Below are 24,062 nucleotides of genomic sequence, written 5' to 3' on the forward strand. Positions count from 1 at the left end.
TGTGGTGGAGGCGCGTCGCCAACAGGGGGAGGGCGCGTATCCGCGGGCGCGGTGCCGAGGGGGAGCGGCACCGCGCCACACCGACATGTTCGGTCGGAGGCTGGCGCACGGCACCTGTAATCTCGCAACCAGGACGGGCGGCCGACAGGCGCCTGCCGCCCCGCCCTGACGGAAGCCTTACTGGTTCATGCTGGCGAAGAAATCCTCGTTGGTCTTGGAATCCTTCATCTTGCCGAGGAGGAATTCCATCGCATCGACGGTGCCCATCTGCATGAGGATGCGGCGCAGTACCCACATCTTGCTGAGCTTGTCCTTCTCGACCAGCAGCTCTTCCTTGCGGGTGCCGCTCTTCGATACGTCGATCGCCGGGAAGATGCGCTTGTCCGAAACCTTGCGGTCGAGCACGATTTCGGCGTTGCCGGTACCCTTGAACTCTTCGAAGATCACCTCGTCCATGCGGCTGCCGGTGTCGATCAGCGAGGTCGAGATGATGGTGAGGCTGCCGCCTTCCTCGATGTTGCGTGCGGCGCCGAAGAAGCGCTTCGGACGCTGCAGGGCATTCGCGTCGACACCGCCGGTCAGCACCTTGCCCGACGACGGCACGACCGTGTTGTAGGCGCGGCCGAGGCGGGTGATGTTGTCGAGCAGGATCACCACGTCCTTCTTGTGCTCAACCAGGCGCTTGGCCTTTTCGATCACCATTTCGGCCACCGCGACGTGGCGCGTCGCCGGCTCGTCGAAGGTCGAGGACACGACCTCGCCGTTCACCGTGCGCTGCATGTCGGTGACTTCTTCCGGGCGCTCGTCGATCAGCAGCACGATCAGGAACACTTCGGGATGGTTGAGCGAGATCGCGCGGGCGATGTTCTGCATCATCACCGTCTTGCCGACGCGCGGCGGGGCAACGATGAGGCAGCGCTGACCCTTGCCGATCGGCGAGACGAGGTCGAGCACGCGGCCCGTCTTGTCCTTCAGCGTCGGATCCTCGATCTCCATCTTCAGCCGCTCTTCGGGATAGAGCGGGGTGAGATTGTCGAAGTTGACGCGGTGACGCACCGCGTCGGGATCATCGAAATTGACGCGAACCAGCTTGGTCAGCGCGAAATAGCGTTCGCCGTCCTTGGGCCCGCGGATCTCGCCCTCGACCGTGTCGCCGGTGCGCAGGCCATGCTTGCGGACCTGGTTAGGCGAGACGTAGATGTCGTCGGGACCGGCGAGATAGTTCGCCTCTGGCGAGCGCAGGAAGCCGAAGCCGTCGGGGAGCACCTCGATCGTGCCCTCGCCCATGATCTGCTCGCCTTCCTCGGCCTGGACCTTGAGGATCGCGAACATCAGGTCCTGCTTGCGCAGGGTGGAGGCGCCCTCGACGCCAAGCTCCTCGGCCAGCTGGACCAGCTCTGCCGGGGCTTTCTTCTTGAGATCTTTGAGATGCATGTTTGAGTCCGATGTGAATCGGTTGGGGAGAAAGCCCGGTCGGCGGAAAAGACGTTCGCGCGGCAACGAGACTGCAAGGAGGCAGCGGGCCGAAAGGCCACACCGTAAGCCGCGACGTAGGAGCGCGTCAGGGGATAGTCAAGCGCGTCCTGCGGCCTCCATCACACCGCGCCCGGCCTGTATCCGGGCGACAAACGGCCTGATTCCGGCCGCCGCCGGCCAGATGTCACGCGAGGGCGCTCAGAAGGGCTTCACCACCGCCAGAATCACGATGATGATGACGGCCAGCGCAGGCACCTCGTTCATCATCCGCAGCCGGCGGCCGGGCCAGGGTGCCTTCCCCACGGCAAGCTTCTTGGCATAGCCGACCATGACCGCCTGATAGCCGGTCAGCAGATAGACGACGAACAGCTTGGCATGGAGCCAGGCGAGGCCCTGGATCGTCACCAGCAGGCCGATGTTGATCGCCAGCGCGAGGCCGATGACCCAGACGGCGATCATTGCAGGCGTCAGGATGATGCGGCGCAGGCGGCCTTCGCGCAGCTTCCAGCGGTCCTCCTCAACGGGGTCGCCGAGGCCATCCTGATGATGGACCAGATAGCGCGGCAGGATGAACAGCCCCGCCATCCAGAAGATGACGAAGATGACGTGCGCGGCCTTCACCCAAAGGTAGTATTCGCCGAGAAATCCTACACCCATCAGCCGTGCGCTCCCGACCCGCCTGCCTCTGATCCGCGTACCCTGGCGATCACCTGCTCGACATGCGCGATCGGCGTGTGCTGATCGATGCCGTGGCCGAGGTTGAAAATATGCGGACGGTGGGGAAAGGCCGCAAGGATGCGGTCGACCGCTGAATCGAGCGCTGCGCCCCCGGCGATGAGCGCGAGCGGATCGAGATTGCCCTGTACCGGCAGCATCTCGGGCAGGTTGGCGTCGGCCCAGGCCGGATCGACGGTTTCATCGAGCCCCAACGCATCGACGCCCGTCTCGCGGGCATAGGCCGGCAACTTGCCCCCTGCCCCCTTCGGAAAGCCGATGATCGGCGTGTCGGGATGGCGCGCCTTAAGCGCCGAGACGATCGCGGCATTGGGCGCGATGACCCAGCGTTCGAACTGTGCGGGCGAGAGCGTGCCGGCCCAGCTGTCGAACAGCTGCACCGCCTCCACCCCGGCGTCGATCTGCGCCGCGAGATAATCGACCGTGCTGGCGATGATCGCATCGATGATCGCGCCGAACGCGGTGGGATCGCGATAGGCCATGCTGCGCGTTTCGGCCTGGTCGCGGCTGCCCTGCCCGGCGACCATGTAGGTCGCGACCGTCCAGGGCGAGCCAGCAAAGCCGAGGAAGGTGGTTTCGGCGGGCAGCGCGGCGGCGACGCGGCGCACGGTGGCGTACACCGGGGCAAGCCGTTCGGGCACCGGTTGCAGCGAAGCGAGCGCATGATCCACCAGCCGCGGCGTGAGGCGCGGGCCCTCCCCCGGCCCGAAGGTCAGGTCCTGGCCGAGCGCCCAGGGCACCATCAGGATGTCGGAGAAGAGGATCGCGCCGTCGAAGCCGAAGCGGCGGATCGGTTGCAGAGTCACCTCGGCGGCTGCCTCCGGATCGGTGGCGAGCGCGAGGAATCCGCCCTTTTCGGCCCGGAGCGCGCGATATTCGGGCAAATAGCGGCCCGCCTGGCGCATGAGCCACATCGGTGGCCGCGCGCGGCGCTGCCCTTTCAGGACATCCAACAGCGGTTTGGAATCGGTTTGGGCGTCCATGCTTCTACTCAAAAGTAAGATTCACAGGGTTGTGAGATGATGTTGGCGCGTTGGTGCCGGGGCTTATGCGTTCGTCCCCTGATTGCCAACAGGTTGACCCACGCAGAGTCGCGGACTCCCGGGGATTCGATTCAGCTGTCCCCATTATCCACAGCCTGTGGGGGAAACCATCCGGCGTGGACGGGATTGTGGATAGATGATCGGTTTTCCACGATCCGGTGTCCCGCTTGGCCGGACGCGCCGGTTACGCTACCGCTTATCCCCATGTTATCCACAGATTCATGCCGATGACGGTTAAGCTGCATCTGCACCTTTTGTCGGATTCCACCGGCGAGACGCTGGAGAACATCGCCAAGGCGGCGCTCTCGCAATATGACGACGTGGAAACCGTCCGCCATTTCTGGCCGATGGTGCGCACCGAGGCGCATCTCGACCGCATCCTGCAGGAAATCGCGCAGAACCCAGGGCTGGTGATCTACACGCTGGTCAATCCGGCGACGCGCCGCGCGCTGGAGCAGCGCTGCCAGTCGCTGGGCCTGCCGCTGGTCGCGCCGCTCGATCCGGTCAACGACGCATTGTCCGCGCTGCTCGGGCAGCAGGCCAAGAACAAGCCGGGGCGCCAGCACGTGCTGGACGCGGCCTATTTTGCGCGCGTCGATGCGATCCAGTTCACCATTGCGCATGACGATGGCGTCCTGTGGGAGGAATGGGAGGACGCCGACATCGTGCTGGCCGGCGTCTCGCGATCGTCCAAGACGCCGACGTCGATCTATCTCGCCAATCGCGGGTTCAAGGTCGCCAATATCCCGATCGTGGTGGAAAGCCCGCCGCCCGCGAGCCTGTTCACGCTGAAGAACCCGCTGATCGTCGGGCTGACCACCAGCCCCGACCGGCTGATCCAGGTGCGGCGCAACCGCTTGCTGTCGCTGAACCAGGCGCCCGAGACATCCTATGTCGATCAGGAAGCGGTGATCCACGAGCTGAGCTATGCCCGGCGCATGTTCGCCGACCATGGCTGGCCGGTGATCGACGTCACCCGCCGCTCGATCGAGGAAACGGCCGCCGCCGTCATTTCCTTGTTCAACGAGCGCGCGGGCGGCACCGGCATGATGGAACGCTGAAGGAATAAAGACGCCGTGACGCCTGCTGCCCCCGGTTCGAGCGCGCTGACGCTTGTGCTTGCCTCCCAATCCGCCTCGCGCATGGCGATGCTGACCGCCGCCGGCGTGCCGTTCCACGCCGAGCCGGCGATGGTGGACGAGGATGCCGCCAAGGCGGCGCTGGGCGCGATCGCCCCGCGCGACCTGGCCGATGCGCTGGCCGAGATGAAGGCGCTGAAAGTGTCGCAGCGCCATCCGCAGGCACTGGTGCTGGGGTCGGATAGCCTGGCGGTGCTGGAGGATGGCACGATCCTGTCCAAGCCGGAAAGCCGCGAGGACGCTGCGCGCCACCTGGCGATGATGTCGGGCAAGCGCCACGACCTCGTCAGCGCGGCGGTGATTGCCGAGGGCGGCCGGCCGGTGTGGCGCCATGTCGATCGTGCGCGGATGATGGTGCGGCCGCTGTCCGAGGCCTTTATCGACACCTATCTCGACGCCGAATGGCCGGCGATTGCGGGCTGCGTCGGCTGCTACCGGATCGAGGGGCCGGGCGCGCAATTGTTCAGCCGGATCGAGGGCAGCCAGTTCACCGTGCTGGGCATGCCCCTGTTGCCGGTCCTCTCTTACTTGCGTGAACGGAGCGTGTTGCCGGCATGACCAGGCCCTATGCCGAAGTGATCGGGGATCCGATCGCCCATTCCAAGTCGCCGATCATCCACGGCTTCTGGCTCGAGAAGCTGGGGATCGACGCCGAGTATCGCGCGACGCGCGTCACCAGCGATGACCTGCCGCGCTTCATTGCCGAGCGGCGCGCCGATCCGGCGTGGCGCGGGTGCAACGTGACCATCCCGCACAAGGTGGCGATGCTCGACCTGGTCGATGACCCTGGCGGGGTGCGCGATAGCATCGGGGCGATGAACACGGTGGTGCGGCAGGGGCCGGACACGCTGTTCGGGACCAATACCGATGCCGCGGGTTTCTATGCGCCGATCGCCGACGTCGACCTGACCGGCGCGCCGGTGGCGATCGTCGGCGCGGGCGGGGCGGCGCGCGCGGTGCTGTTCGCGCTGTCGCGGATGAACGTCGGACCGGTGACGATCCTTAACCGTTCGCCACTGAAGGCAGCGGCGTTGCTGAGCCGGTTCGGGTTGAAGGGCGAGGTGCTGCCGCTGACCGGGCGGCTGCCGGCGGCGAAGCTGCTGGTCAACACCAGCGCGCTGGGGATGGAGGGGCAGCCGCCGCTCGACCTCGACCTGCTGCCGCTCCCCGCCGACGCGCTGGTCTATGACATCGTCTATGCGCCGCTGCACACGCCATTGCTCGATGCGGCCGAGGCGCGCGGGCTGGAGACGATCGACGGGCTGGAAATGCTGGTCGGGCAGGCGGCGGCGGCGTTCGAATTGTTCTTCGACCAGCCGGCGCCGCGCGAGCATGACGCCGAATTGCGCGCGCGGCTGATCGGCGGCGACGCCTGACGGCACGATGAAGCGCCGCCGCACGGGCGGGCGATGAGGGGAGAAAAGGGAATGCTGAAAGTGGGGCTCACCGGATCGATCGGCATGGGCAAGTCCACCGTCGCGGCGATGTTTGCCGACGAAGGCATTCCCGTGTTCGATGCCGATGCCGAGGTGCACAAGCTGCAGGGGCCGGCCGGCCGCGTCGTTGCCGCGATCGAGGCGCGTTTTCCCGGCACGACAGGCGCGCAGGGGGTCAATCGCACCGCGCTCGCCGAGGCGGTGCTTGGCGACGATGCGGCGATGAAGGCGCTGGAGGCGATCGTCCACCCGGCGGTGGGGGAGGAGCGGGCGGCGTTCCTGGCGGCCAATGCCGATGCGCCGATGGTCATCTTCGACGTGCCGCTGTTGTTCGAGACCGGCGGGCAGCGCGCGATGGACAAGGTGGTGGTCGTTTCCGCCGCCCCCGAGGTGCAGCGCGCCCGAACCTTGCAGCGGCCGGGCATGTCGGAAGCGAAGCTCGACGCGATCCTGGCGCGGCAGGTGCCCGACGCCGACAAGCGCGCGCAGGCCGATTTCGTCATCCCGACTGACGTCCCCATCGAGGAAACACGTAGCCATGTTCGCCGGGTGATCGCTTGCCTGAACGAGGTGGAAGTCCGATAATCAGCGCATGCGCGAAATCGTCTTCGACACCGAAACCACCGGCTTCACCTTTGGCGAGGACCGGATGGTCGAGATCGGCTGTGTCGAGCTGATCAACCGCTGCGAAACGGGGCGCACCTTTCACGCCTATTTCCATCCCGAGCGCACGATGCCGCCGGGCGCGTTCGCGATCCACGGCCTGTCCGACGCGTTTCTCGCCGACAAGCCGCTGTTCCCCGCGGTGGCGGAGGAGCTGATCGCCTTTGTCGGCGATGCGCCGCTGATCGCGCACAATGCCTCGTTCGACTTCGGCTTTCTCAATGGCGAACTGGGGCGGTGCGGGCGCGACCTGATTTGCACCAGCCGGATGGTCGACACGCTGGCGATCGCCAAGCAGCGCCATCCCGGCGCGAAGCTGACGCTGGACGCCTTGTGCTCGCGCTATGGCATCGACCGGTCGCACCGCGTGCTGCACGGCGCATTGCTCGACGCGCAACTGCTGGCGCAGGTCTATGTCGAGCTGATGGGCGGGCGGCAGATCGGCCTGTCGCTGGTCAGCGATCTGGTGGTGGAGGAGGTGGCCGTCGCCGACGCTCCGCCGCGCCCGGTGCGCGCCCCGCGGCATTTCGCACCCAGCGATGCGGAACTTACCGCCCATTCAGCGTTCATGACAAAGATCAAGAATCCGATCTGGGGGGCCGCGGCGTCCGGTTGACGCCCAACGCACCGGCGCAAGCACGCCGGGCCAGCAATGGAGAATGAGTCGATGGAAATCCGGGTATCTGGTCACCAGGTGGAAACGGGTGATGCGCTGAAGGATCATGTCGACACTCGGCTGCAAGGCATGGCCGAGAAATATTTCAGTCGCGCGATTTCGGCGCAGGTGACATTTGGCCAGGGACCCAATGGCGGGTTCAGTTGCGACATCGTCGCGCATGTCATGCAGGGACTGGTGCTGAAGGGCCGGCATGACGCGCCGGACGCGCACCTCGCCTTTGACGGTGCGGCGGAGAAGATCGAGAAGCAGCTGCGCCGCTACATGCGCCGGCTGAAGGACCGCAACGCCGGGCAGGCGCAGGCGCTGGCGGAGAATGGCGCCTACGACAATCTGGACAATGCCGGGTACACGCTGTTCGCCGAGCGGATGGGCGAGGACGAGGAACAGGACGCCCCGCTGATCATCGCCGAAACGCGCGTGGACGTGCCCGATGCGACCGTGTCCGACGCGGTGATGATGCTCGACCTGCGCAACACCAATGCGCTTTTGTTCAAGAACAGCGGGACGGGCTCGTACAACATGGTCTATCGGCGCGGCGACGGCACGATCGGCTGGGTCGAGCCGCAACGAGCGGGGTAACGCCGACTACGATGGCGAGCGATTTGAGTGACCTCCTCCACCCCGACCTGGTCGTGGTCGGGGTGATGGCGAACAACAAGAAGATCCTGTTCCAGCAGCTGGGCGCGCTTGCCGGCCCGCCGCTGGGGCTGGATCCCAGCATGGTAACCAATGCGCTCGCCGAGCGTGAGAAGCTGGGCTCGACCGGCTTTGGCGGCGGCGTGGCGATCCCGCATGCGCGGCTGCCGGGGCTGTCGCGCATCGTGGTGATCGTCGCGCGGCTGGCGCAGCCGATCGAGTTCAACGCGATCGACGACATGCCGGTCGACATCGTCGTCGGGATGCTGTCCCCCGCGAGCGCGGGGGCGGATCATCTGAAGGCGCTGGCGCGTGTTTCCGGCCGGTTCCGCGACCATGGCTTCGTCGCCAAGCTGCGCGGCGCGGGATCGCGCGATGCGATCTACGCCCTGCTGACGGCGGACGAGCCGGGGATGGGCCGGGATGCAGCCTGAAGGCGCCGAGGCGCATCATCGCGCGCTGGAATCGCTTTATGCGGCGGCGCCGATCAACCGCCTGTTCGCGTCCACCCTGTCGATTCCCGAGCCCGGCGTGGCGCGGATCAGTTTCGAGGTGACGCGCGATCATTACCATGCCGCCGGCGCGGCGCATGGCACGACCTATTTCAAGATGCTGGACGATGCGGCCTTCTATGCCTGCAACAGCCTGATCACCGATCGTTTCCTGCTGACCACGCAGTTCAACCTGCTGCTGACCCGCCCGCTGTCGGCGGGGCCGGTGGTCGCCGAAGGGCGCTGGGTCAACGGCCAGCGGCGCGTGTTCGTCGGGGACGCGCGCCTGATCACGGCGGATGGCGAGGAAGTCGCGCGCGGCACCGGCACCTTCATGCGCAGCCGAATCGCGCTGGCCAGCCTGCCCGGTTATCGCAGCGCCTGACCCTATGACACGCCGCCTGCCCACCCATCTGCTGGTCGCGGCGCTGATCCGCCGCGTCAACGATGCGGGGGGAATCGCCGTCGTGCGGGCGCGCGGGGATGCCGATGCCGGCGCGATCCTGATCATCCTGGAGCGCGAAAACACCGTCGTCGAACGCGCGATCGGGCCCGATGGCGGGGACATTCTGGTCGAGAGCGGGCCCGGCGCGACGCGGGACGAGTCGATCGAGGATTATTGGAAACGGCGGCGCCAGCGCGATCCCGATCTATGGGTAGTGGCTCTGGACGTCGCGGACTCACAACGGTTCGCCGCTGAAACGATCCTGGCTTGATTGACTCGCCGCGCGGCCGGGGCAAATCCCGCCAGCATAGTTTCAAAGCGTTGTGCCGCGGTGGGTGCGATCCACATCGGTGACGCAGTCGGGGGGGTCCCGGTCGATCGCTGTTTCCACGGAAACCCGGTCGTGTCCGCGTAACCACCGCACTTGAATGTAGAAGATGTCGTTTCTTTCGCGGGCCGCGCTTGCCGCAGCCATGACGATCACCTTTTTCGGCCTGACTGCGCAGAGCACGGCCGGACTGGCTGCCGAGGTTGAGCACATGCTCCCCCAGCCGAACGCTACCGCACCGATGACCGCGACGGTTTTCACGCCGACGACGGTACAGGTTCCCAATCCTACCGACCTCGCCGATGATGAACTCGCGAACGAGGAAACGGTTGCATATCCGTCGCTTGCCGCCGCCGTGGCTGCCCAGTCGACCCATGATGGCGACGATGAGGCGCTGCAGTGCCTGGCCGGTGCGATCTACTTCGAAACCCGCGGTGAGCCGCTGTCGGGCCAGCTGGCAGTGGCCGAGGTCATCCTGAACCGCGCCAAGTCGGGCCGTTTCCCCTCGGACGTCTGTGACGTGATCACGCAGCGTGGCCAGTTCGGCTTCGTGCGTGGCGGCCGCATCCCGTCGATCAACGAGGACAGCAAGGCCTATCGTACCGCCGTCGCGGTGGCGAAGGTCGCGCTGAACGACGCATGGGACGATCAGGCCGGTCCGGCGCTGTATTTCAACCGTGGCCGTCCGCCCGCATCGGGGCTGAAGAAGGTCGCGTCGATCGGCAACCACATCTTCTGGCGCTGAGCCGCCGTTGATGCCGATTGCGGGCTGAGCCCTTCTCATTGTTCCTGCAATGTTCTATGAAGCGGGCGTGCTGACCACGCCCGCTTCTTGCGTTGACGATCCCGATTCGCCGCTGTGCGCCGCCGATGTGGCGCGCGGGGTGACGCGATTGCTGCTGCGCCACGAACTTGTCGCCATGCCCGAGGTGCCGCTGGACGGCGGGCGGCGCGTCGACCTGATGGCGCTCGACGTGCGCGGCCAGATCACGATCATCGAGATCAAGGTGTCGCGCGCCGACCTGCTTGGCGACAACAAGTGGCAGGAATATCTGCCGCATTGCGACCGCTTCTTCTGGGCGGTGCCGGCGGGGTTCGATCACGGCCCGATTGCTGGCCCCGCCTTCCTGCCCGAGCGTACCGGGCTGATCGTCGCCGATCGTTATGACGCGGCGGTGGTGCGCGAGGCCAAGACCGAGGCGATGAGCACCCATGGGCGCAAGAAATGCACGCTCGCCTTTGCCCGGCGCGCGGCGCGGCGGCTGATCGCCCAGGTCGATCCCGACGCGATCCAGGGCTGGTAGGCCAGCCGCGGTTCCAGGCTGGTAAGCCGCACACGGCGCCCGGCTGGTAGCCATACACGGCATAGCGTTGCTGTTGCCCCCTGACGGATTCGTCATTTGCCTCCACCGCCGTGACGGCGCAGGACATTTGCGATGAGCGAGGGGGCGTCATGAGCGGGGCGGCGGGGGAGGGGCACCGGCCCCCCGATCCGCTGCGGGCGCACCTTGCCGCCGCAGCGGCGCAGCATGAGCGGCACCGGCTGGCCGCGTGCGAGCGGCTCGACACCCTGTTCGATGAGGGCACGATGATGCCGATCGCGGTCGGCGCGGGCGTGATCACCGCCGCCGGGCTGGTCGGCGGGCAGCGCGTGATGGCCTTTGCGCAGGACGTGACCGACCAGGGCGGGATCGCCACTGCCGATCAGGCCGCGCACATGGCAGAATTGCTGGCGCGGGCGCAGGCGGCGCAGGCGCCGGTCGTCGGCCTGTATGATTCGGGCGGGCTCGCGCTGGACGAGGCGCAGGCGGCGCTGGCCGGACAGGCGACGATCCTTCACGCATTGGCGAATGGCGGCCGCCGGCGTGTGCCGCATCTGGCGCTGGTGTTCGGCGATGCGATCGGCGCGGCAGCCTTCGCCCCGGCGATGGCGCATCTCACCTTCATGCTGGAGCGCGCGAGCCGGCTGTATGTGTCGGGGCCCGACGTGCTGCGCGACGCCACCGGCGAATTGGCGACGGCGGAGGCGCTGGGCGGGGCGATGCTCCACGCAACCACCAGCGGGATTGCGGATCGCATCTTTGCCGATGAGATCGAGCTGCTGTTCGCCGCGCGGATGGCGATTGGCTTGTTGGTGCGCGACGTCGCACCATCGGTTGATCCAGCCACCCGGGTCGCGGCGCATCTCGATACGCTGGTGCCGGCGGATCCGGCCGAACCCTATGACATGCGCGAACTGGTGCAGGCGATCTGCGATGATCGCGCGTGGCTCGAGCTTCAGCCCGATCGTGGCGGCGGGATGCTGTGCGGGATCGCCCGCATTGGTGGCCGCAGCATCGGCATCATGGCGAACCAGCCGATCGTGGCGGGCGGGGTGATCGACCGTGCCGGCATCGCCAAGGCGACGCGGCTGGCGGCGCTATGTGCCACCTGCCGGTTGCCGATCGTGACGCTTGTTGATTCGCCCGGGTTGATGCCGGGCGCGCAGGAGGAGGCGGGCGGGATCGTCGCGGCGGGCGCGGCGCTGCTGGCGACGGTTGCGCGTGCCGACGTGCCGGTGATCACCGTCGTCACGCGGCGGGCAACCGGGCCGGCGTGGCTGATGATGGCGCCGCGCGGCGCGGGCGGCGCGCGCTTCGCCTGGCCGACCGCGGAGATCGCCGCGATGAACGCCGCTGGCGCCGCGCGGCTGCTGCTGCGCCACGGTGATGATGCGGCGACACGCGAGAAAGTGCGTGACTATGCCGCCAGCATCGCTGATCCGGTCAATGCCGTAGCGTCAGGCATCGTCGATGCGGTGATCCGCCCCGCCGATACGCGGGGCGCGATCGCACTGGCGCTGGCGCGCCATGATGCGCAAGGTTCCGGCAGATCACTGCCACACCCGGATCCCCAGGGGAGCGGGACATTGAAGGAGAGAGACCGAAATGGCTGATTACGAAACGATCCTGACCGAAAAGAAGGGCGACGTCCTGGTCATCACGCTCAACCGTCCCGAGCGGCTGAACGCGGCGTCGATCCAGCTGGCGGAGGATCTGACGGTCGCGCTGTACGATCTTCAGGGGGCGCGCGCCGTGCTGCTGACCGGCGGGGGCCGGGCATTCTGTTCGGGTGCCGACCTGCAGGCGCGCGGCGGCGGGGAAACCCGCATCAAGGGCGGCGACACCAGCCACCGGGCATTGATGAACTTCTACAACCCGCTGATGAGCCAGATCCTGAACCTGTCGGTGCCGGTGGTGACCGCAGTGAACGGTCCGGCGGCGGGCGTCGGCTGCTCCATGGGCCTGGCCGGTGACTTCGTGTTCGCGGGCAAGAGCGCCTATTTCCTGCAGGCGTTCGTCAACATCGGCCTCGTGCCCGACGGCGGTTCGACCTGGCTGCTGGCCAAGACGATCGGCAAGGCGCGCGCGACTCAGATGATGATGCTGGGCGAGCGGATCAGCGCCGAGCAGGCCGAGCAATGGGGCCTGATCTACAAGGCGGTCGATGATGCCGTGCTGATGGACGAGGCGCTGGCGCTGGCGACGCGCCTGGCGGCCGGCCCGACGGTCGCGCTGTCGGCGATGCGCCGCAACATCATGACGGCGCTCGACGGCACGTTCGACCAGGTGCTGCGCGCCGAGGCCGAGGGCCAGCGGCTGGCGGGCGGATCGGAGGATTCGCGCGAGGGCGGCATGAGCTTCCTCGAAAAGCGCAAGCCCGTGTTCAAGGGGCGGTGAACCGTTGGCGGCCGCCGTGCCGCAGTGAACATCCATGGCGTTCCGGTGCGTTGAGCATCGGAACCGCTATGGAGACGATGATGATCAGGATGCTCACCCTTGCGACCGCGGCGACGCTGTCGATGGCGGCGCCGGCCGGCGCGCAGACCCAGGCGAGCATGAACGCGCAGGCCGCACAGGACCTGCGCCGCGCCGATGCGGCGCTCAACGCCCAGTGGAAGCGCACCTATGCGCAGATGAAGCAGCGCGATGCGCGCGGCGGGGCGGGTGGTTTCGGCTATGCGGCGGCGACGCTTGCCAGCCAGCGCGCGTGGCTGCAATTCCGCGACAAGCAATGCGTGATCGAGGGTGGCGAGTTCGCGGGCGGATCGCTGCAGGCGATGACGCGTGCGCAATGCCTGACCCGGCTCACCCAGGAGCGGACGGCGCAATTGAGGAACATGATGTGGACACGTTGAACCGGACGCACGCGAGCCCCAGCGACGGGACCCGCACCGACTGGACCCGCGAGGAAATCGCCGCGCTGTTCGACCTGCCGTTCGACGAGCTGATGTGGCAGGCGCAGGGCGTCCACCGCGCGCATCACGCGGCGGGGCAGGTGCAATTGTGCACGCTGCTGTCGATCAAGACCGGCGGCTGCCCGGAGGATTGCGGCTATTGCTCGCAATCCGTGAATGCCGACAGCGGGGTGAAGGCGACCAAGCTGATGGACGTGCGCGCCGTGCTGCAACGCGCGGCCGAGGCACGCGATGCGGGCAGCCAGCGGTTCTGCATGGGTGCGGCGTGGCGCAATCCCAAGGACCGCGACATGGACGCGATCGTCGCGATGATCGAGGGCGTTCGCGCGATGGGCATGGAAACGTGCATGACGCTGGGCATGCTGACGCCCGAACAGGCGGAGCGGCTGAGCCACGCGGGGCTCGATTATTATAACCACAATATCGACACCGCACCGGAGCGTTATGGCGAGGTGATCACCACGCGCAGCTTCGACGAGCGGCTCGACACGCTGGCGCATGTGCGCGACGCCGGGATCAACGTGTGCTGCGGCGGGATCGTCGGGATGGGCGAGACGCGCGCCGATCGCGTCGGGTTCGTCCATGCGCTCGCCACGCTGCCGCGCCATCCGGAAAGCGTGCCGGTCAACGCATTGGTGCCGGTAAGGGGCACGGTGCTGGGTGACATGCTGGCGGATACGCCGCTGGCCAAGATCGACGACATCGAATTCGTCCGCACCGTGGCGGTGGCGCGGATCACCATGCCGCGCAGCATGGTGCGCCTGTCCGCCGGGCGTGAATCGATGAGCGAGGCGACCCAGGCGCTGTGCTTCATGGCGGGCGCCAATTCGATCTTCACCGGCGACAAGTTGCTGACCGCGGGCAATCGCGGCGACAGCGCCGACGCATCGCTGTTCGCCAAGCTGGGGCTGCAGCCGATGGTGGCGGAGGAGCCGATGCGGGTGTGCGAAGTGGCTGCCTGACCGGGCGCTGGCGGCGGGCATGTTCGGCAAGATCCTGATCGCCAACCGGGGCGAGATCGCGTGCCGCGTGATCCGCACCGCGCGGCGCATGGGGATCGCCACCGTCGCGGTCTATTCCGACGCGGACGCGCGCGCGCCGCATGTCGCCATGGCGGACGAGGCGATCCGGATCGGGCCGGCACCGGCCGCCGACAGCTATCTGCGCGGCGACCTGATCCTGGCGGCGGCGCGGAACAGCGGGGCGGAGGCGATTCACCCCGGCTATGGCTTCCTGTCGGAGCGGGCCGATTTCGCCGAGCAATGCGCAGCCGCCGGCGTCACCTTCATCGGCCCGCCGGCGCAGGCGATCGCGGCGATGGGCGACAAGATCCGGTCGAAGCAGATCGCCGCGGCGGCGGGCGTCAACGTGGTGCCGGGCCATCCCGGCCCGGTCGACGATCTGGCCGAGGCGCTGCGCGTCGCCGAAGCGATCGGCTATCCGGTGATGATCAAGGCGTCGGCCGGCGGCGGGGGCAAGGGGATGCGGCTCGCCCGGGACGCGGCGGGCGTGCGCGACGGTTTCGACGCCACCCGGCGCGAGGCCGCGGCGGCGTTCGGCGACGACCGCGTGCTGATCGAGAAGTTCATCGAGCGGCCGCGCCATATCGAGATCCAGCTGCTCGGCGACCGGCACGGCAACATGGTGTACCTCGGCGAGCGCGAATGTTCGATCCAGCGCCGCCACCAGAAGGTGGTGGAGGAGGCGCCGTCGCCGTTCGTCACCCCCGCGATGCGCCGCGCGATGGGGGAGCAGGCGATCGCACTGGCACGCGCGGTCGGCTATCACAGCGCCGGCACGGTCGAGCTGATCGTGTCAGGCGCGGATGCGAGCGGCAGTGGTTTCTACTTCCTCGAGATGAACACCCGGCTTCAGGTGGAGCATCCGGTGACCGAGGCGATCACCGGCATCGACCTGGTCGAGCAGATGATCCGCGTGGCGGCGGGTGAGCGGCTCGCGTTCACGCAGGATCAGGTGGCGCTGAACGGCTGGGCGATCGAGACGCGCATCTATGCCGAGGATCCGTATCGCGATTTCCTGCCCAGCATCGGGCGGCTGACCCGCTACGCGCCGCCGCCGGCCGGCACGGATGGCGCGGGCGCGACGGTGCGCATCGACGATGGCGTGGCGGAGGGCAGCGCGATCACGCGTTTCTACGATCCGATGATCGCCAAGCTGATTACTTGGGCACCGGATCGTTCGGGTGCGATCGACGCGCAGGCGCGCGCACTGGATTCGTTCGACATTGAGGGACCGGCGACCAACCTGGATTTCGCCGCCGCGCTGATGCGCCATCGGCGGTTTCGTGGCGGCGACCTGGAAACCGGGTTCATTGCGCAGGAATATCCCGATGGCTTTGCCGGTGCACCGGTCGATCCGGCGCGGCGACGCGGGCTGATCGGGCTGGCCGTTCTTCTGGAGGCAGAGCGGCTGGGCGGACGGATACCGCGCGACTGGTCGGTGCGGGTCGGCGCGGACGAGGTGCCGGTGAAAGTGACCGATGACGGCGTGCTGATCGATGGCGCGGCGCTGGCGATCGATCACGCCGCCATGCCGGGTACCGATACGATCCGCGCCACCATCGATGGCGTTTCGGTCATCGCGCGGGTGGTGCGAACGCCGCTGGGGATGGTGATGCGCAGCGGCGGGGCGCGGCTCGACATGCGGGTGCTGCCGGCGCGGATCGCGGCCTATGCCGATCATCTGGGGCAGGGCGCGGATGATGACGCTGCGCGCCGCCTGACCGCACCGATGCCCGGCATCGTCGCGCAGGTGTCGGCCCGTCCGGGACAGCACGTACAGGCAGGTGAGCCGCTGGCTGTTATCGAGGCGATGAAGATGGAAAATGTCGTGCGCGCCGATCGGGACGGCATTGTTGCCGCGGTGCTGGTGACGCCGGGCCAGAATGTCGCGGCCGATCAGGCGATGATCCAATTCGCCTGACCCGCGTTGTGGTGCGTTCGGGAGTGGGGAATCTGCCGTGCGACATTTCGCGACACTAAAATGCTGGACCGTTTTTGCCGGCGCGGTCATGCCACAATGATGATGCGATCCAGGTCACCGTTCCTGCTGGCCGCCGTTGCGCTGGGCGCGCTGGTGCTGAGCGGCTGCACCGTCGGGCCGGATTACCGCCCGCGCGCGCCGGCCGAACTTGGCGTGCCCGATGCCTATTCGGTCACCGCGCCGCCGACGCGGGAGGATCTGACGCGCTGGTGGCGCAGCTTCGACGATCCGGTGCTGGGCGACCTCGTCGAACGGGCCGCCGACGCCAATCTCGACATTGTGCAGGCGACCGCGCGGCTGCGGCAGGCGCGCGAGGCGCTGGTGCAGAGCCGCGCCAGCCTGCTGCCGACGATCAATGGTTCGGCGGGCTACAGCCGTTCGGAAACGCTGCGCGGCGGGACGACGGTAATCACGCTTCCCGACGGTACGACGCAGAGCATCGGCGGCGGCAGCGGATCGAACTTCTCGCTGGGGCTCGACGCGCAATATCAGCTTGGCCTGTTCGGCGAGATCCGCCGCACGGTGGAGGCGACAAGCGCGCAATATGAGGCGTCGGGGCTCGATCAGGCGACGGTGCTGCTGTCGGTGCAGGCGGAGGTTGCCCGCAATTACGTGCTGGCGCGGCTCTACCAGTTGCAGCTGGCCAATGCGCGCGACAGCCTGGCGCTGCAGGACGACAATCTCGAGATCGCGGGATTCCGCGTGCAGGCGGGGCTGGTCTCCAGCCTCGACCAGGAACAGGCGCGGGTGCAGCGGGCGCAGACCGCCGCGTCGGTGCCGCTGATCGAGCAGCAATATAATGCTGCCGTGTCGCGGCTCGGCGTTCTGACCGGGCAGGCGCCCGGCGCGCTGAAGCCGATGCTGGCGGCGGTGAAGCCGATCCCGCGCGGGCCCGATACGGCCGGCGTTGGCATCCCCGCCGACGTGCTGCGCCAACGCCCCGATGTCCGTTCCGCCGAGCGCAACCTGGCGGCGGCGACCGCGCAGATCGGCGTTGCCAAGGCGCAATTGTATCCTGCGCTGGCGATTAGCGGCAACATCAGCTCGCGCGCGGGGAATCTCGGCGGGCTGCTCGACACGATCACCGGCGGGCTGTTTGCCGGACTGACTCAGGCGATCTTCAACGGCGGCCGGCTGAACAGCCAGGTGCGCAGTGCGCAGGCGGCGACCGATGCGGCGCTGGCGGCCTATAAGCAGGCGGTGCTGACTGCGCTTGAGGATGTCGAGAACGCTGTCGTGGCATTACGCACCGCCGAGGCGCGCGAGCGCGAGTTCGCCGTGGCGCTGGAGGCGGCGAACAATTCCGCGATCCTCAGCCGCAGCCAGTATCGCACCGGCCTCACCGATTTCACCACGCTGAGCCAGCAGGAGGCAGCGTTGCTGTCCGCGCGCAACAGCGCGGCGCAGGCGCGCGCCGACCATGCCAATTCGCTGGTGCAGCTATATTCCGCGCTGGGCGGCGGCTGGGACGCCAATGTCATTCCGACGGCCCCCGAAGCGCGGGGCATTAGCCAGGACGAGAACCGCTGATGGCGACCGAGCAGCTCGACGAATTTCTTGGGACCAAGGAGCAGCCGGCGTGGCGGCGCTGGGTCAAATGGATCGCGATCGCGGTGGGCGTGATCCTGCTGGTGCTGCTCGCGTTCCGGCTGTTCGGCAAGGCGGAGGCGCCCGGCTATGCGACTGCGCCCGTGCGGCGCGGCGACCTGACCGTGACGGTGTCGGCCACCGGCAAGCTCGCGCCGACCAATCAGGTAACCGTCGGCTCGCAATTGTCGGGGCTGGTCACCCGCGTGGTCGTCGACGTGAACGATCGGGTGAAGGCCGGCCAGGCGCTGGCGCTGATCGATCCCGAGCAGATCGACGATCAGATCCGCGCCGGGCAGGCGCAGCTCGCGGCGCAGGTCGCAGGCGTCAATCAGGCGCGCGCCACCGTCGCTGAGGCGCAGGCGCAGCTCGCGCGATTGCAGGAAGTGTACCGGCTGTCGAACGGGCGCGTGCCATCCAAGACCGAGCTTCAGACCGGGCAGGCGAATGCGCAGCGCGCGGTGGCTGCCCTGCGCGTTGCCGAAGCGAATGTTGCCGCCGCGCGCGCGACTCTGGCGCAGAGCCAGACGCAGCGGCAGCGCGCGATCATCGTGTCACCGGTCAACGGCGTGGTGCTCGCGCGGCAGGTCGATCCCGGTCAGACCGTCGCGGCATCGTTCAACACGCCGACGCTGTTCGTGATCGCCGAGGATCTCAGCAAGATGAAGCTTGAGGTCGCGATCGACGAGGCGGATGTCGGATCGGTGAAGGAAGGGCAGCCGGCGACCTTCACCGTCGATGCCTTTCCCGGGCGCACCTTCCCCGCGGCGATCACCCGCGTCGATCTGGGATCGAACCTGACCGCGAGCACGGCAAGCGCGTCGAGCAGCACGACGGGAACGACCAGCACGGCGGGGCAGGTGGTGTCCTATGCCGCAGACCTGTCGGTGGCGAACCCGACGATGGAGCTTCGCCCCGGCATGACCGCGACGGCGGACATCATCACCAGCGACAAGAAGAACGTCCTGCTGGTCCCCAATGCGGCGTTCCGGTTCAAGCCGACGCAGGCGGCAGCGGGCGGTGACCAGGGCGGCATCGCCGGGTCGCTGACCTTCCGCCCGCGCCGCGGCAGCCGGCCCGAGCGGGAGGCGACGCTGGGGCGTGGCGCGCAGCAGACGGTCTATGTGAAGGGTGCCGACGGCCAGTTGCAGCCGGTTCAGGTGACCACCGGCGATACCAACGGCAATGTGACCGAGGTGCTGTCGGGCGGGCTGAAGCCCGGCATGGAAGTGGTCACGGGTCAGCTTTCCGGCACTGAGGGCAGGGCGGCGGCCAAGGGCGCCGGGCAGCGGAGCGGCCAGCGTGCGGGAGGCGCCGGTGGCGCCTGACGCCCCCGCCGCGACGAATCACGCCGCCGCCGCTGTCGGGCAGGCGCCGGGCATGGCCGAACCGATCATCTCACTGCGCAACGTGACCAAGGTATATGGCACCGGGCCGACCGCGTTTCAGGCGCTGAGGGGCGTCAACCTGGATATCTCGGCGGGTGATTTCGTCGCGGTGATGGGGCCGTCGGGATCGGGCAAGTCGACGACGATGAACATCCTCGGCTGCCTCGACGTGCCGAGCGGCGGCACCTTCCTGTTTCGCGGCCATCATGTCGAAACGCTGAGCCGCGACCAGCGCGCGCTGCTGCGACGGCGCTACCTCGGCTTCGTATTCCAGGGGTTCAACCTGCTGAGCCGGACGAGCGCGCTGGAGAATGTCGAACTGCCGCTGATCTACCGCGGCGATGATCGCAAGGCGCGGCGCGAACTGGGCATGGCGGCACTGGAAAAGGTCGGACTGGCCGATTGGTGGGACCATACGCCGGCGGAATTGTCCGGCGGGCAGCAGCAGCGCGTGGCGATCGCGCGCGCGATCGTTACGCAGCCCGAAGTGCTGCTGGCGGACGAGCCGACCGGCAACCTCGATTCGGAGCGGTCGGTCGAGATCATGCAATTGCTCACCAACCTGAACCAGGAAAGCGGGATCACCGTGCTGATGGTGACTCACGAACCCGACATGGCGGCGTTCGCGCATACCGTGATCCACTTCAAGGACGGGCTGGTGGAGCGGATCGAGGCCAACGATCACCAGCGCGGCGGCGCGGCATGAGCGCGCGCGCGCCCATTGCGGATCGGAGGTAGGCGAATGTTCGGCACGACCTTCGTCCTCGCCATCCGCTCGATCCGGCGGCACCTGCTGCGTTCGTTCCTGACGATCCTGGGCATCGTCATCGGCGTCGCCGCGGTCGTCGCGATGGTGACCCTGGGCAAGGCGACGACCAGCGCGGTGCAGGAGCAGATCTCAGCGCTCGGCACCAACGTGCTGCAGATTCGCCCTGGCCAGGGCTTCGGCCGCGGCGGCGGTGGCCCGCGCCCGCCCGACTTCGATCCGGAGGACGTAACCGCGATCGCGCGGCAGGTGGCGGGCGTCACTGCCGTCGCGCCGCAGGTGTCGACCAGCGCCACCGCGATCTACGAAGGGGCGAACTGGTCCACCACGGTGCAGGGCACGACCAACGACATCTTCGTCGTCCAGCCCTGGCCGCTGGCGCTGGGGCGGACATGGACGCCGGCGGAGGAGCAGGCGGGCAAGTCGGTCTGCATCATCGGCAATACCGTGCGGCAGAACCTGTTCCGCGGCGGTGACCCGATCGGCCGGCGGATGCGCATCGGCGCGATCAGCTGCGACGTGATCGGCGTGCTCAGCACGCGCGGGCAGGCGGGCTTCGGCGGCGACCAGGACGATACGGTGGTGATGCCGATCAAGGCGGTGCAGCGCCGCTTCACCGGCGATCGCAAGGTCCGGCTGATGATGGTCGGGGTCGACCAGGCCTATTCGACCGAGGCGGTGCAGGCGGCGATCACCGACCTGTTGCGCGAGCGGCGCCATATCAGCGGGACCAAGCAGAACGATTTCAACATCTTCGACACCAAGCAGATCAGCGACACGCTGACCGGCACGACGACGCTGCTGACCCGCATCGTCGCGGCGGTGGCGGCGATCAGCCTGGTGGTAGGCGGGATCGGCATCATGAACATCATGCTGGTGTCGGTGACCGAGCGGACGCGCGAGATCGGTATCCGGCTGGCGATCGGTGCGGTCGCCAATGAGGTGCTGATGCAATTCCTGGTCGAGGCGGTGGTGCTGTCGATGCTGGGCGGGCTGATCGGGCTGGCGCTGGCGCAGGTGGTGATCCTGATCGCGACGCCGCTGATGCAGGTGCCCTGGACGTTCGATCCGCAGATCAACATCATCGCCTTTGCCATCTCCGCAGTGATCGGCGTGGTCTTCGGCTACTTCCCCGCCCGCCGCGCGGCATCGCTGAACCCGATCGATGCGCTGCGCCACGAATAGCGCCGCCTGACCGATCGGGCGGTGGCCGTGGCTGCGTGGCTCGCCTACATCGTCGGGCATGAACACGCGCTTCGACAATGTGCCCAACCGTCGCGCGATCGTGGATCGCCGTGCGCTCGCCGAGGAAATCGCCGCGATCGCCACCGACGATCCGGCGCTGCTGCGCCGTGACGCGATCGGCAAGCTGAAGGACGCGCTGGACGCCGGCCGCGCGGAGATCGCGCGGCGGCTCGCCGACCGGCCCTCGCGCGGGCTGGAGGCGGCGAATGCGCAGGCGTTCCTGATCGATCAGCTGTTGCGGCTGCTCTACGATCTGGCGACTCAGCGGCTGTACCCGCTGAGCAACCCGACCGCGTCCGAACGGCTGACGCTGATGGCGGTCGGTGGCTATGGCCGCGGCGAGATGGCGCCGTTTTCCGACGTGGACATCGCCTTCCTCACCCCGTGGAAGCAGCCGCCCTGGGCGGAGCAGGTGATCGAGACCCTGCTCTATTCGCTGTGGGACATGGGGCTGAAGGTCGGCCATTCGTCGCGCTCGCTGGACGACATGGTGCGTCAGGCGAAGGGCGACGTGACGATCCGCACCGCCCTGCTCGAGGGGCGCCACGTCTGCGGCGACGTGCCGCTGTACGAGGAGGCGATCGGCCGCTTCAAGGCGGAGGTGACGCACGGGACCGAGCGTCAGTTCATCGCTGACAAGCTGGCCGAGCGAGAGGCGCGGCACGTGAAGATGGGCGACACGCGCTATGTCGTCGAACCCAATGTGAAGGAGGGGAAGGGGGGCCTGCGCGACCTCCACGCGCTCTTCTGGATCGGCAAATATGTCTATGATGTCGATCGCGCTGCGCAGCTGGTCGACGTGGGGCTGTTCACCCCGGCCGAATACAAACTGTTCCACCGTGCCGACAATTTCCTGTGGGCGGTGCGCTGCCATTTGCACCTCGCGGCGGGGCGCGCGGAGGATCGGCTGACCTTCGACATGCAGCGCGAGATTGCCGAACGGATGCGCTATTCCGACCGGCCGGGGAAGGCCGCGGTCGAGCGGTTCATGCAATATTACTTCCTGCAGGTGAAAACCGTCGGCGCGCTGACCGGCACCTTCCTGACGCATATCGACGAGCAATTTGCGGCGCGCGGCCGCCGGTTCGGCCTGCCGCAGCTGCGCCGACGCCCGCGCAAGCTCAACGGCTTCGTGCTGGAGCGGGGGCGACTGGCGCTGCCGAGCGACGATTTCTTCGTCGAGGATCCGGTGCGCCTGATCGAGATCTTTCACCTTGCCGACCTGCACGAGCTGGAGATCCATCCGCAGGCGCTGCGTGCCGCAACGCGCGACGCGAAGCTGGTCGACGATGTGCGCACCGATCCGCGCGCCAATGCGCTGTTCCTCGACGTGCTGACCAGCCCGCGCGACCCGGAACTGGTGCTGCGCTGGATGAACGAGACGGGCGTGTTCGGCCGCTTCGTGCCCGATTTCGGCCGTGTCGTCGCGCAGATGCAGTTCGACATGTACCACCATTATACCGTCGACGAACACACCATCCGCGCGATCGGCCTGCTGGCGCGGATCGAGCGTGGCGATCTGGCGGTGGAGCATCCGCTGGCCACCGCGATCATGCCGCAGATCGTGTCGCGCCGCGTATTGTATGTCGCAGTGCTGCTGCACGATATCGCCAAGGGGCGCGGCGGCGACCATTCGATCCTGGGCGCGGCGGTGGCGCAGAAACTGTGCCCGCGTTTCGGCCTGACGCGCGCAGAGACCGAAACCGTGTCGTGGCTGGTCCGCTATCACCTGCTGATGTCGGCGACCGCGTTCAAGCGCGACCTGTCGGATTTCAAGACGATCCTCGATTTCACCGCCACCATCCAGTCGCCCGAGCGGCTGCGCCTGCTGCTGGTGCTGACCATCGTCGACATTCGCGCGGTGGGGCCGGGGACGTGGAACGGGTGGAAGCGCCAGTTGCTCGGCGACCTGTTCGAGGCGGCGGAGGAAGTGCTTCGGCTGGGCCACAAGCAGCGTGGCCGCGAGGAACGGATCGCCGCCAAGCAGGAGGCGCTGGCCGAGGCGATGGGCTGGAACGAGGCGCAGATGTCCGCCTATGTCCGCCGCTTCCCGGAGGCCTATTGGATCGCCGAGCCCGACGACGTGCTGGCGCATAACGCGCGCTTCGTGGCGTCGGTGGGCGATGCGCAGCTGGCGATCGACGCGCAGGTCTATGCCGAGCGTGGGGCGACCCTGGTCACGGTCTATGCCGCGGACCATCCGGGCATCTTCTATCGCATTGCGGGCGCGATCCATGTCGCGGGCGGCAACATCATCGACGCGCGGATCCACACCACGCGCGACGGCATGGCGCTGGACAATTTCCTGGTGCAGGACCCGGTCGGCCGCCCGTTCGACGACGAGGGGCAGCTGACCCGGCTGCGCACCGCGATCGAGGATGCGCTCGCCAATCGCGGCAAATTGGTCGAGCGGCTGAAGGCCAAGCCGCTGCCGCGGATGCGCGCCGACGCCTTTCGCATCGAGCCCAATGTGCTGGTCGACAATCGCGCGTCCAACCGCTTCACCGTGGTGGAGATCAACGCGCGCGATCGGCCAGCGCTGCTCAACCAGCTCGCCCATGCGCTGTTCCAGTCCAAGGTGACGATCCATTCGGCGCATGTCGCGACCTATGGCGAGCGCGCGGTCGACACTTTCTATCTGACCGACCTGACGGGCGACAAGATCGCCAGCGGGCCGCGGCTGAAGACGCTGGAGCGGCGCTTGCTGGACGCGGCGGCGGGCAAGCCGCTGGACGAGGCGGCCTGATTCACCGCGCCGCGTCGGC

The 24,062-nt window shown here is 67.7% G+C and carries 24 protein-coding genes; 21 read left to right on the top strand and 3 right to left on the bottom strand.

The window, feature by feature from the left end; translation table 11 throughout:
• Positions 1-177: 177 nt before the first annotated feature.
• The 3 genes from rho to hemE all read right to left on the bottom strand — a co-directional run bounded on the left by rho (position 178) and on the right by hemE (position 3,194).
• Entirely contained in the window at positions 178-1,434 is a 1,257-nt protein-coding gene (gene rho / locus ACH0BU_RS09195; protein WP_046409453.1) for a transcription termination factor Rho, read from the bottom strand.
• 240 nt (positions 1,435-1,674) lie between these two features.
• Entirely contained in the window at positions 1,675-2,133 is a 459-nt protein-coding gene (locus tag ACH0BU_RS09200) for a HemJ family protein (protein WP_046409455.1), read from the bottom strand.
• Entirely contained in the window at positions 2,133-3,194 is a 1,062-nt protein-coding gene (gene hemE, locus ACH0BU_RS09205; protein WP_500263971.1) for a uroporphyrinogen decarboxylase, read from the bottom strand. The genes ACH0BU_RS09200 and hemE overlap by 1 nt, the downstream gene beginning before the upstream one ends.
• A 287-nt stretch (positions 3,195-3,481) precedes the next feature.
• On the opposite strand from hemE, the gene ACH0BU_RS09210 reads away from it, so the two are divergent.
• From ACH0BU_RS09210 to ACH0BU_RS09310, 21 genes are all read left to right on the top strand, one after another.
• On the top strand, positions 3,482-4,315 hold the full coding sequence (locus ACH0BU_RS09210) for a pyruvate, water dikinase regulatory protein (protein ID WP_046409657.1): 834 nt from the start codon (positions 3,482-3,484) through the stop codon (positions 4,313-4,315).
• 45 nt (positions 4,316-4,360) lie between these two features.
• The gene (locus ACH0BU_RS09215) at positions 4,361-4,951 is read left to right on the top strand and encodes a Maf family protein (protein WP_500263996.1); all 591 of its coding nucleotides are present in this window, start codon (positions 4,361-4,363) and stop codon (positions 4,949-4,951) included.
• A complete protein-coding gene (gene aroE / locus ACH0BU_RS09220; protein ID WP_046409458.1) occupies positions 4,948-5,769 on the top strand; it encodes a shikimate dehydrogenase in 822 nt (273 codons plus the stop codon). Before ACH0BU_RS09215 ends, aroE begins: the two co-directional genes overlap by 4 nt.
• Positions 5,770-5,820: 51 nt before the next feature.
• A complete protein-coding gene (gene coaE / locus ACH0BU_RS09225) occupies positions 5,821-6,414 on the top strand; it encodes a dephospho-CoA kinase (protein WP_500263972.1) in 594 nt (197 codons plus the stop codon).
• Positions 6,415-6,421: 7 nt separating this feature from the next.
• Positions 6,422-7,108: a DNA polymerase III subunit epsilon gene (dnaQ, locus tag ACH0BU_RS09230; protein WP_046409462.1), complete on the top strand. Its 687-nt coding sequence runs from the start codon at positions 6,422-6,424 to the stop codon at positions 7,106-7,108.
• Positions 7,109-7,159: 51 nt separating this feature from the next.
• Positions 7,160-7,750, top strand: coding sequence for a ribosome hibernation-promoting factor, HPF/YfiA family (hpf, locus tag ACH0BU_RS09235; protein WP_500263973.1), 591 nt, complete (start codon positions 7,160-7,162; stop codon positions 7,748-7,750).
• An 11-nt stretch (positions 7,751-7,761) separates the two neighbouring features.
• Entirely contained in the window at positions 7,762-8,241 is a 480-nt protein-coding gene (locus ACH0BU_RS09240; protein WP_125945320.1) for a PTS sugar transporter subunit IIA, read from the top strand.
• Positions 8,231-8,683 (top strand): PaaI family thioesterase, encoded by a 453-nt coding sequence (locus ACH0BU_RS09245; RefSeq protein ID WP_046409466.1) that lies wholly within the window; start codon positions 8,231-8,233, stop codon positions 8,681-8,683. Before ACH0BU_RS09240 ends, ACH0BU_RS09245 begins: the two co-directional genes overlap by 11 nt.
• Before the next feature lie 4 nt (positions 8,684-8,687).
• Complete coding sequence (locus ACH0BU_RS09250) at positions 8,688-9,014, top strand: DUF1491 family protein (RefSeq protein ID WP_046409468.1); 327 nt, start codon at positions 8,688-8,690, stop codon at positions 9,012-9,014.
• Positions 9,015-9,180: 166 nt separating this feature from the next.
• On the top strand, positions 9,181-9,816 hold the full coding sequence (locus ACH0BU_RS09255; protein ID WP_500263974.1) for a cell wall hydrolase: 636 nt from the start codon (positions 9,181-9,183) through the stop codon (positions 9,814-9,816).
• A 49-nt stretch (positions 9,817-9,865) separates the two neighbouring features.
• Positions 9,866-10,375 carry an MmcB family DNA repair protein gene (locus ACH0BU_RS09260; protein WP_136450903.1) on the top strand — a complete coding sequence of 170 codons (510 nt, stop codon included), beginning with the start codon at positions 9,866-9,868 and terminating at the stop codon, positions 10,373-10,375.
• 149 nt (positions 10,376-10,524) lie between these two features.
• Entirely contained in the window at positions 10,525-12,006 is a 1,482-nt protein-coding gene (locus tag ACH0BU_RS09265; RefSeq protein ID WP_500263975.1) for a carboxyl transferase domain-containing protein, read from the top strand.
• Complete coding sequence (locus ACH0BU_RS09270) at positions 11,999-12,790, top strand: enoyl-CoA hydratase-related protein (protein WP_046409474.1); 792 nt, start codon at positions 11,999-12,001, stop codon at positions 12,788-12,790. Before ACH0BU_RS09265 ends, ACH0BU_RS09270 begins: the two co-directional genes overlap by 8 nt.
• An 80-nt stretch (positions 12,791-12,870) precedes the next feature.
• Complete coding sequence (locus tag ACH0BU_RS09275) at positions 12,871-13,248, top strand: lysozyme inhibitor LprI family protein (protein WP_231621949.1); 378 nt, start codon at positions 12,871-12,873, stop codon at positions 13,246-13,248.
• Positions 13,236-14,270 (top strand): biotin synthase BioB, encoded by a 1,035-nt coding sequence (gene bioB, locus ACH0BU_RS09280; RefSeq protein ID WP_500263976.1) that lies wholly within the window; start codon positions 13,236-13,238, stop codon positions 14,268-14,270. Before ACH0BU_RS09275 ends, bioB begins: the two co-directional genes overlap by 13 nt.
• Positions 14,271-14,289: 19 nt before the next feature.
• Positions 14,290-16,251, top strand: coding sequence for an acetyl-CoA carboxylase biotin carboxylase subunit (locus ACH0BU_RS09285; protein ID WP_500263977.1), 1,962 nt, complete (start codon positions 14,290-14,292; stop codon positions 16,249-16,251).
• Positions 16,252-16,353: 102 nt separating this feature from the next.
• On the top strand, positions 16,354-17,841 hold the full coding sequence (locus ACH0BU_RS09290) for an efflux transporter outer membrane subunit (protein WP_046409665.1): 1,488 nt from the start codon (positions 16,354-16,356) through the stop codon (positions 17,839-17,841).
• The gene (locus ACH0BU_RS09295; RefSeq protein ID WP_125945316.1) at positions 17,841-19,226 is read left to right on the top strand and encodes an efflux RND transporter periplasmic adaptor subunit; all 1,386 of its coding nucleotides are present in this window, start codon (positions 17,841-17,843) and stop codon (positions 19,224-19,226) included. The genes ACH0BU_RS09290 and ACH0BU_RS09295 overlap by 1 nt, the downstream gene beginning before the upstream one ends.
• A 52-nt stretch (positions 19,227-19,278) precedes the next feature.
• Positions 19,279-19,992 carry an ABC transporter ATP-binding protein gene (locus tag ACH0BU_RS09300; protein WP_125945315.1) on the top strand — a complete coding sequence of 238 codons (714 nt, stop codon included), beginning with the start codon at positions 19,279-19,281 and terminating at the stop codon, positions 19,990-19,992.
• 36 nt (positions 19,993-20,028) lie between these two features.
• A complete protein-coding gene (locus tag ACH0BU_RS09305; RefSeq protein ID WP_046409482.1) occupies positions 20,029-21,237 on the top strand; it encodes an ABC transporter permease in 1,209 nt (402 codons plus the stop codon).
• Between the two features lie 58 nt (positions 21,238-21,295).
• Positions 21,296-24,043: a [protein-PII] uridylyltransferase gene (locus ACH0BU_RS09310; protein WP_500263978.1), complete on the top strand. Its 2,748-nt coding sequence runs from the start codon at positions 21,296-21,298 to the stop codon at positions 24,041-24,043.
• Positions 24,044-24,062: the final 19 nt, after the last annotated feature.

Source organism: Sphingomonas olei (assembly GCF_045369765.1).
GTDB classification, from domain to species: domain Bacteria; phylum Pseudomonadota; class Alphaproteobacteria; order Sphingomonadales; family Sphingomonadaceae; genus Sphingomonas; species Sphingomonas panaciterrae.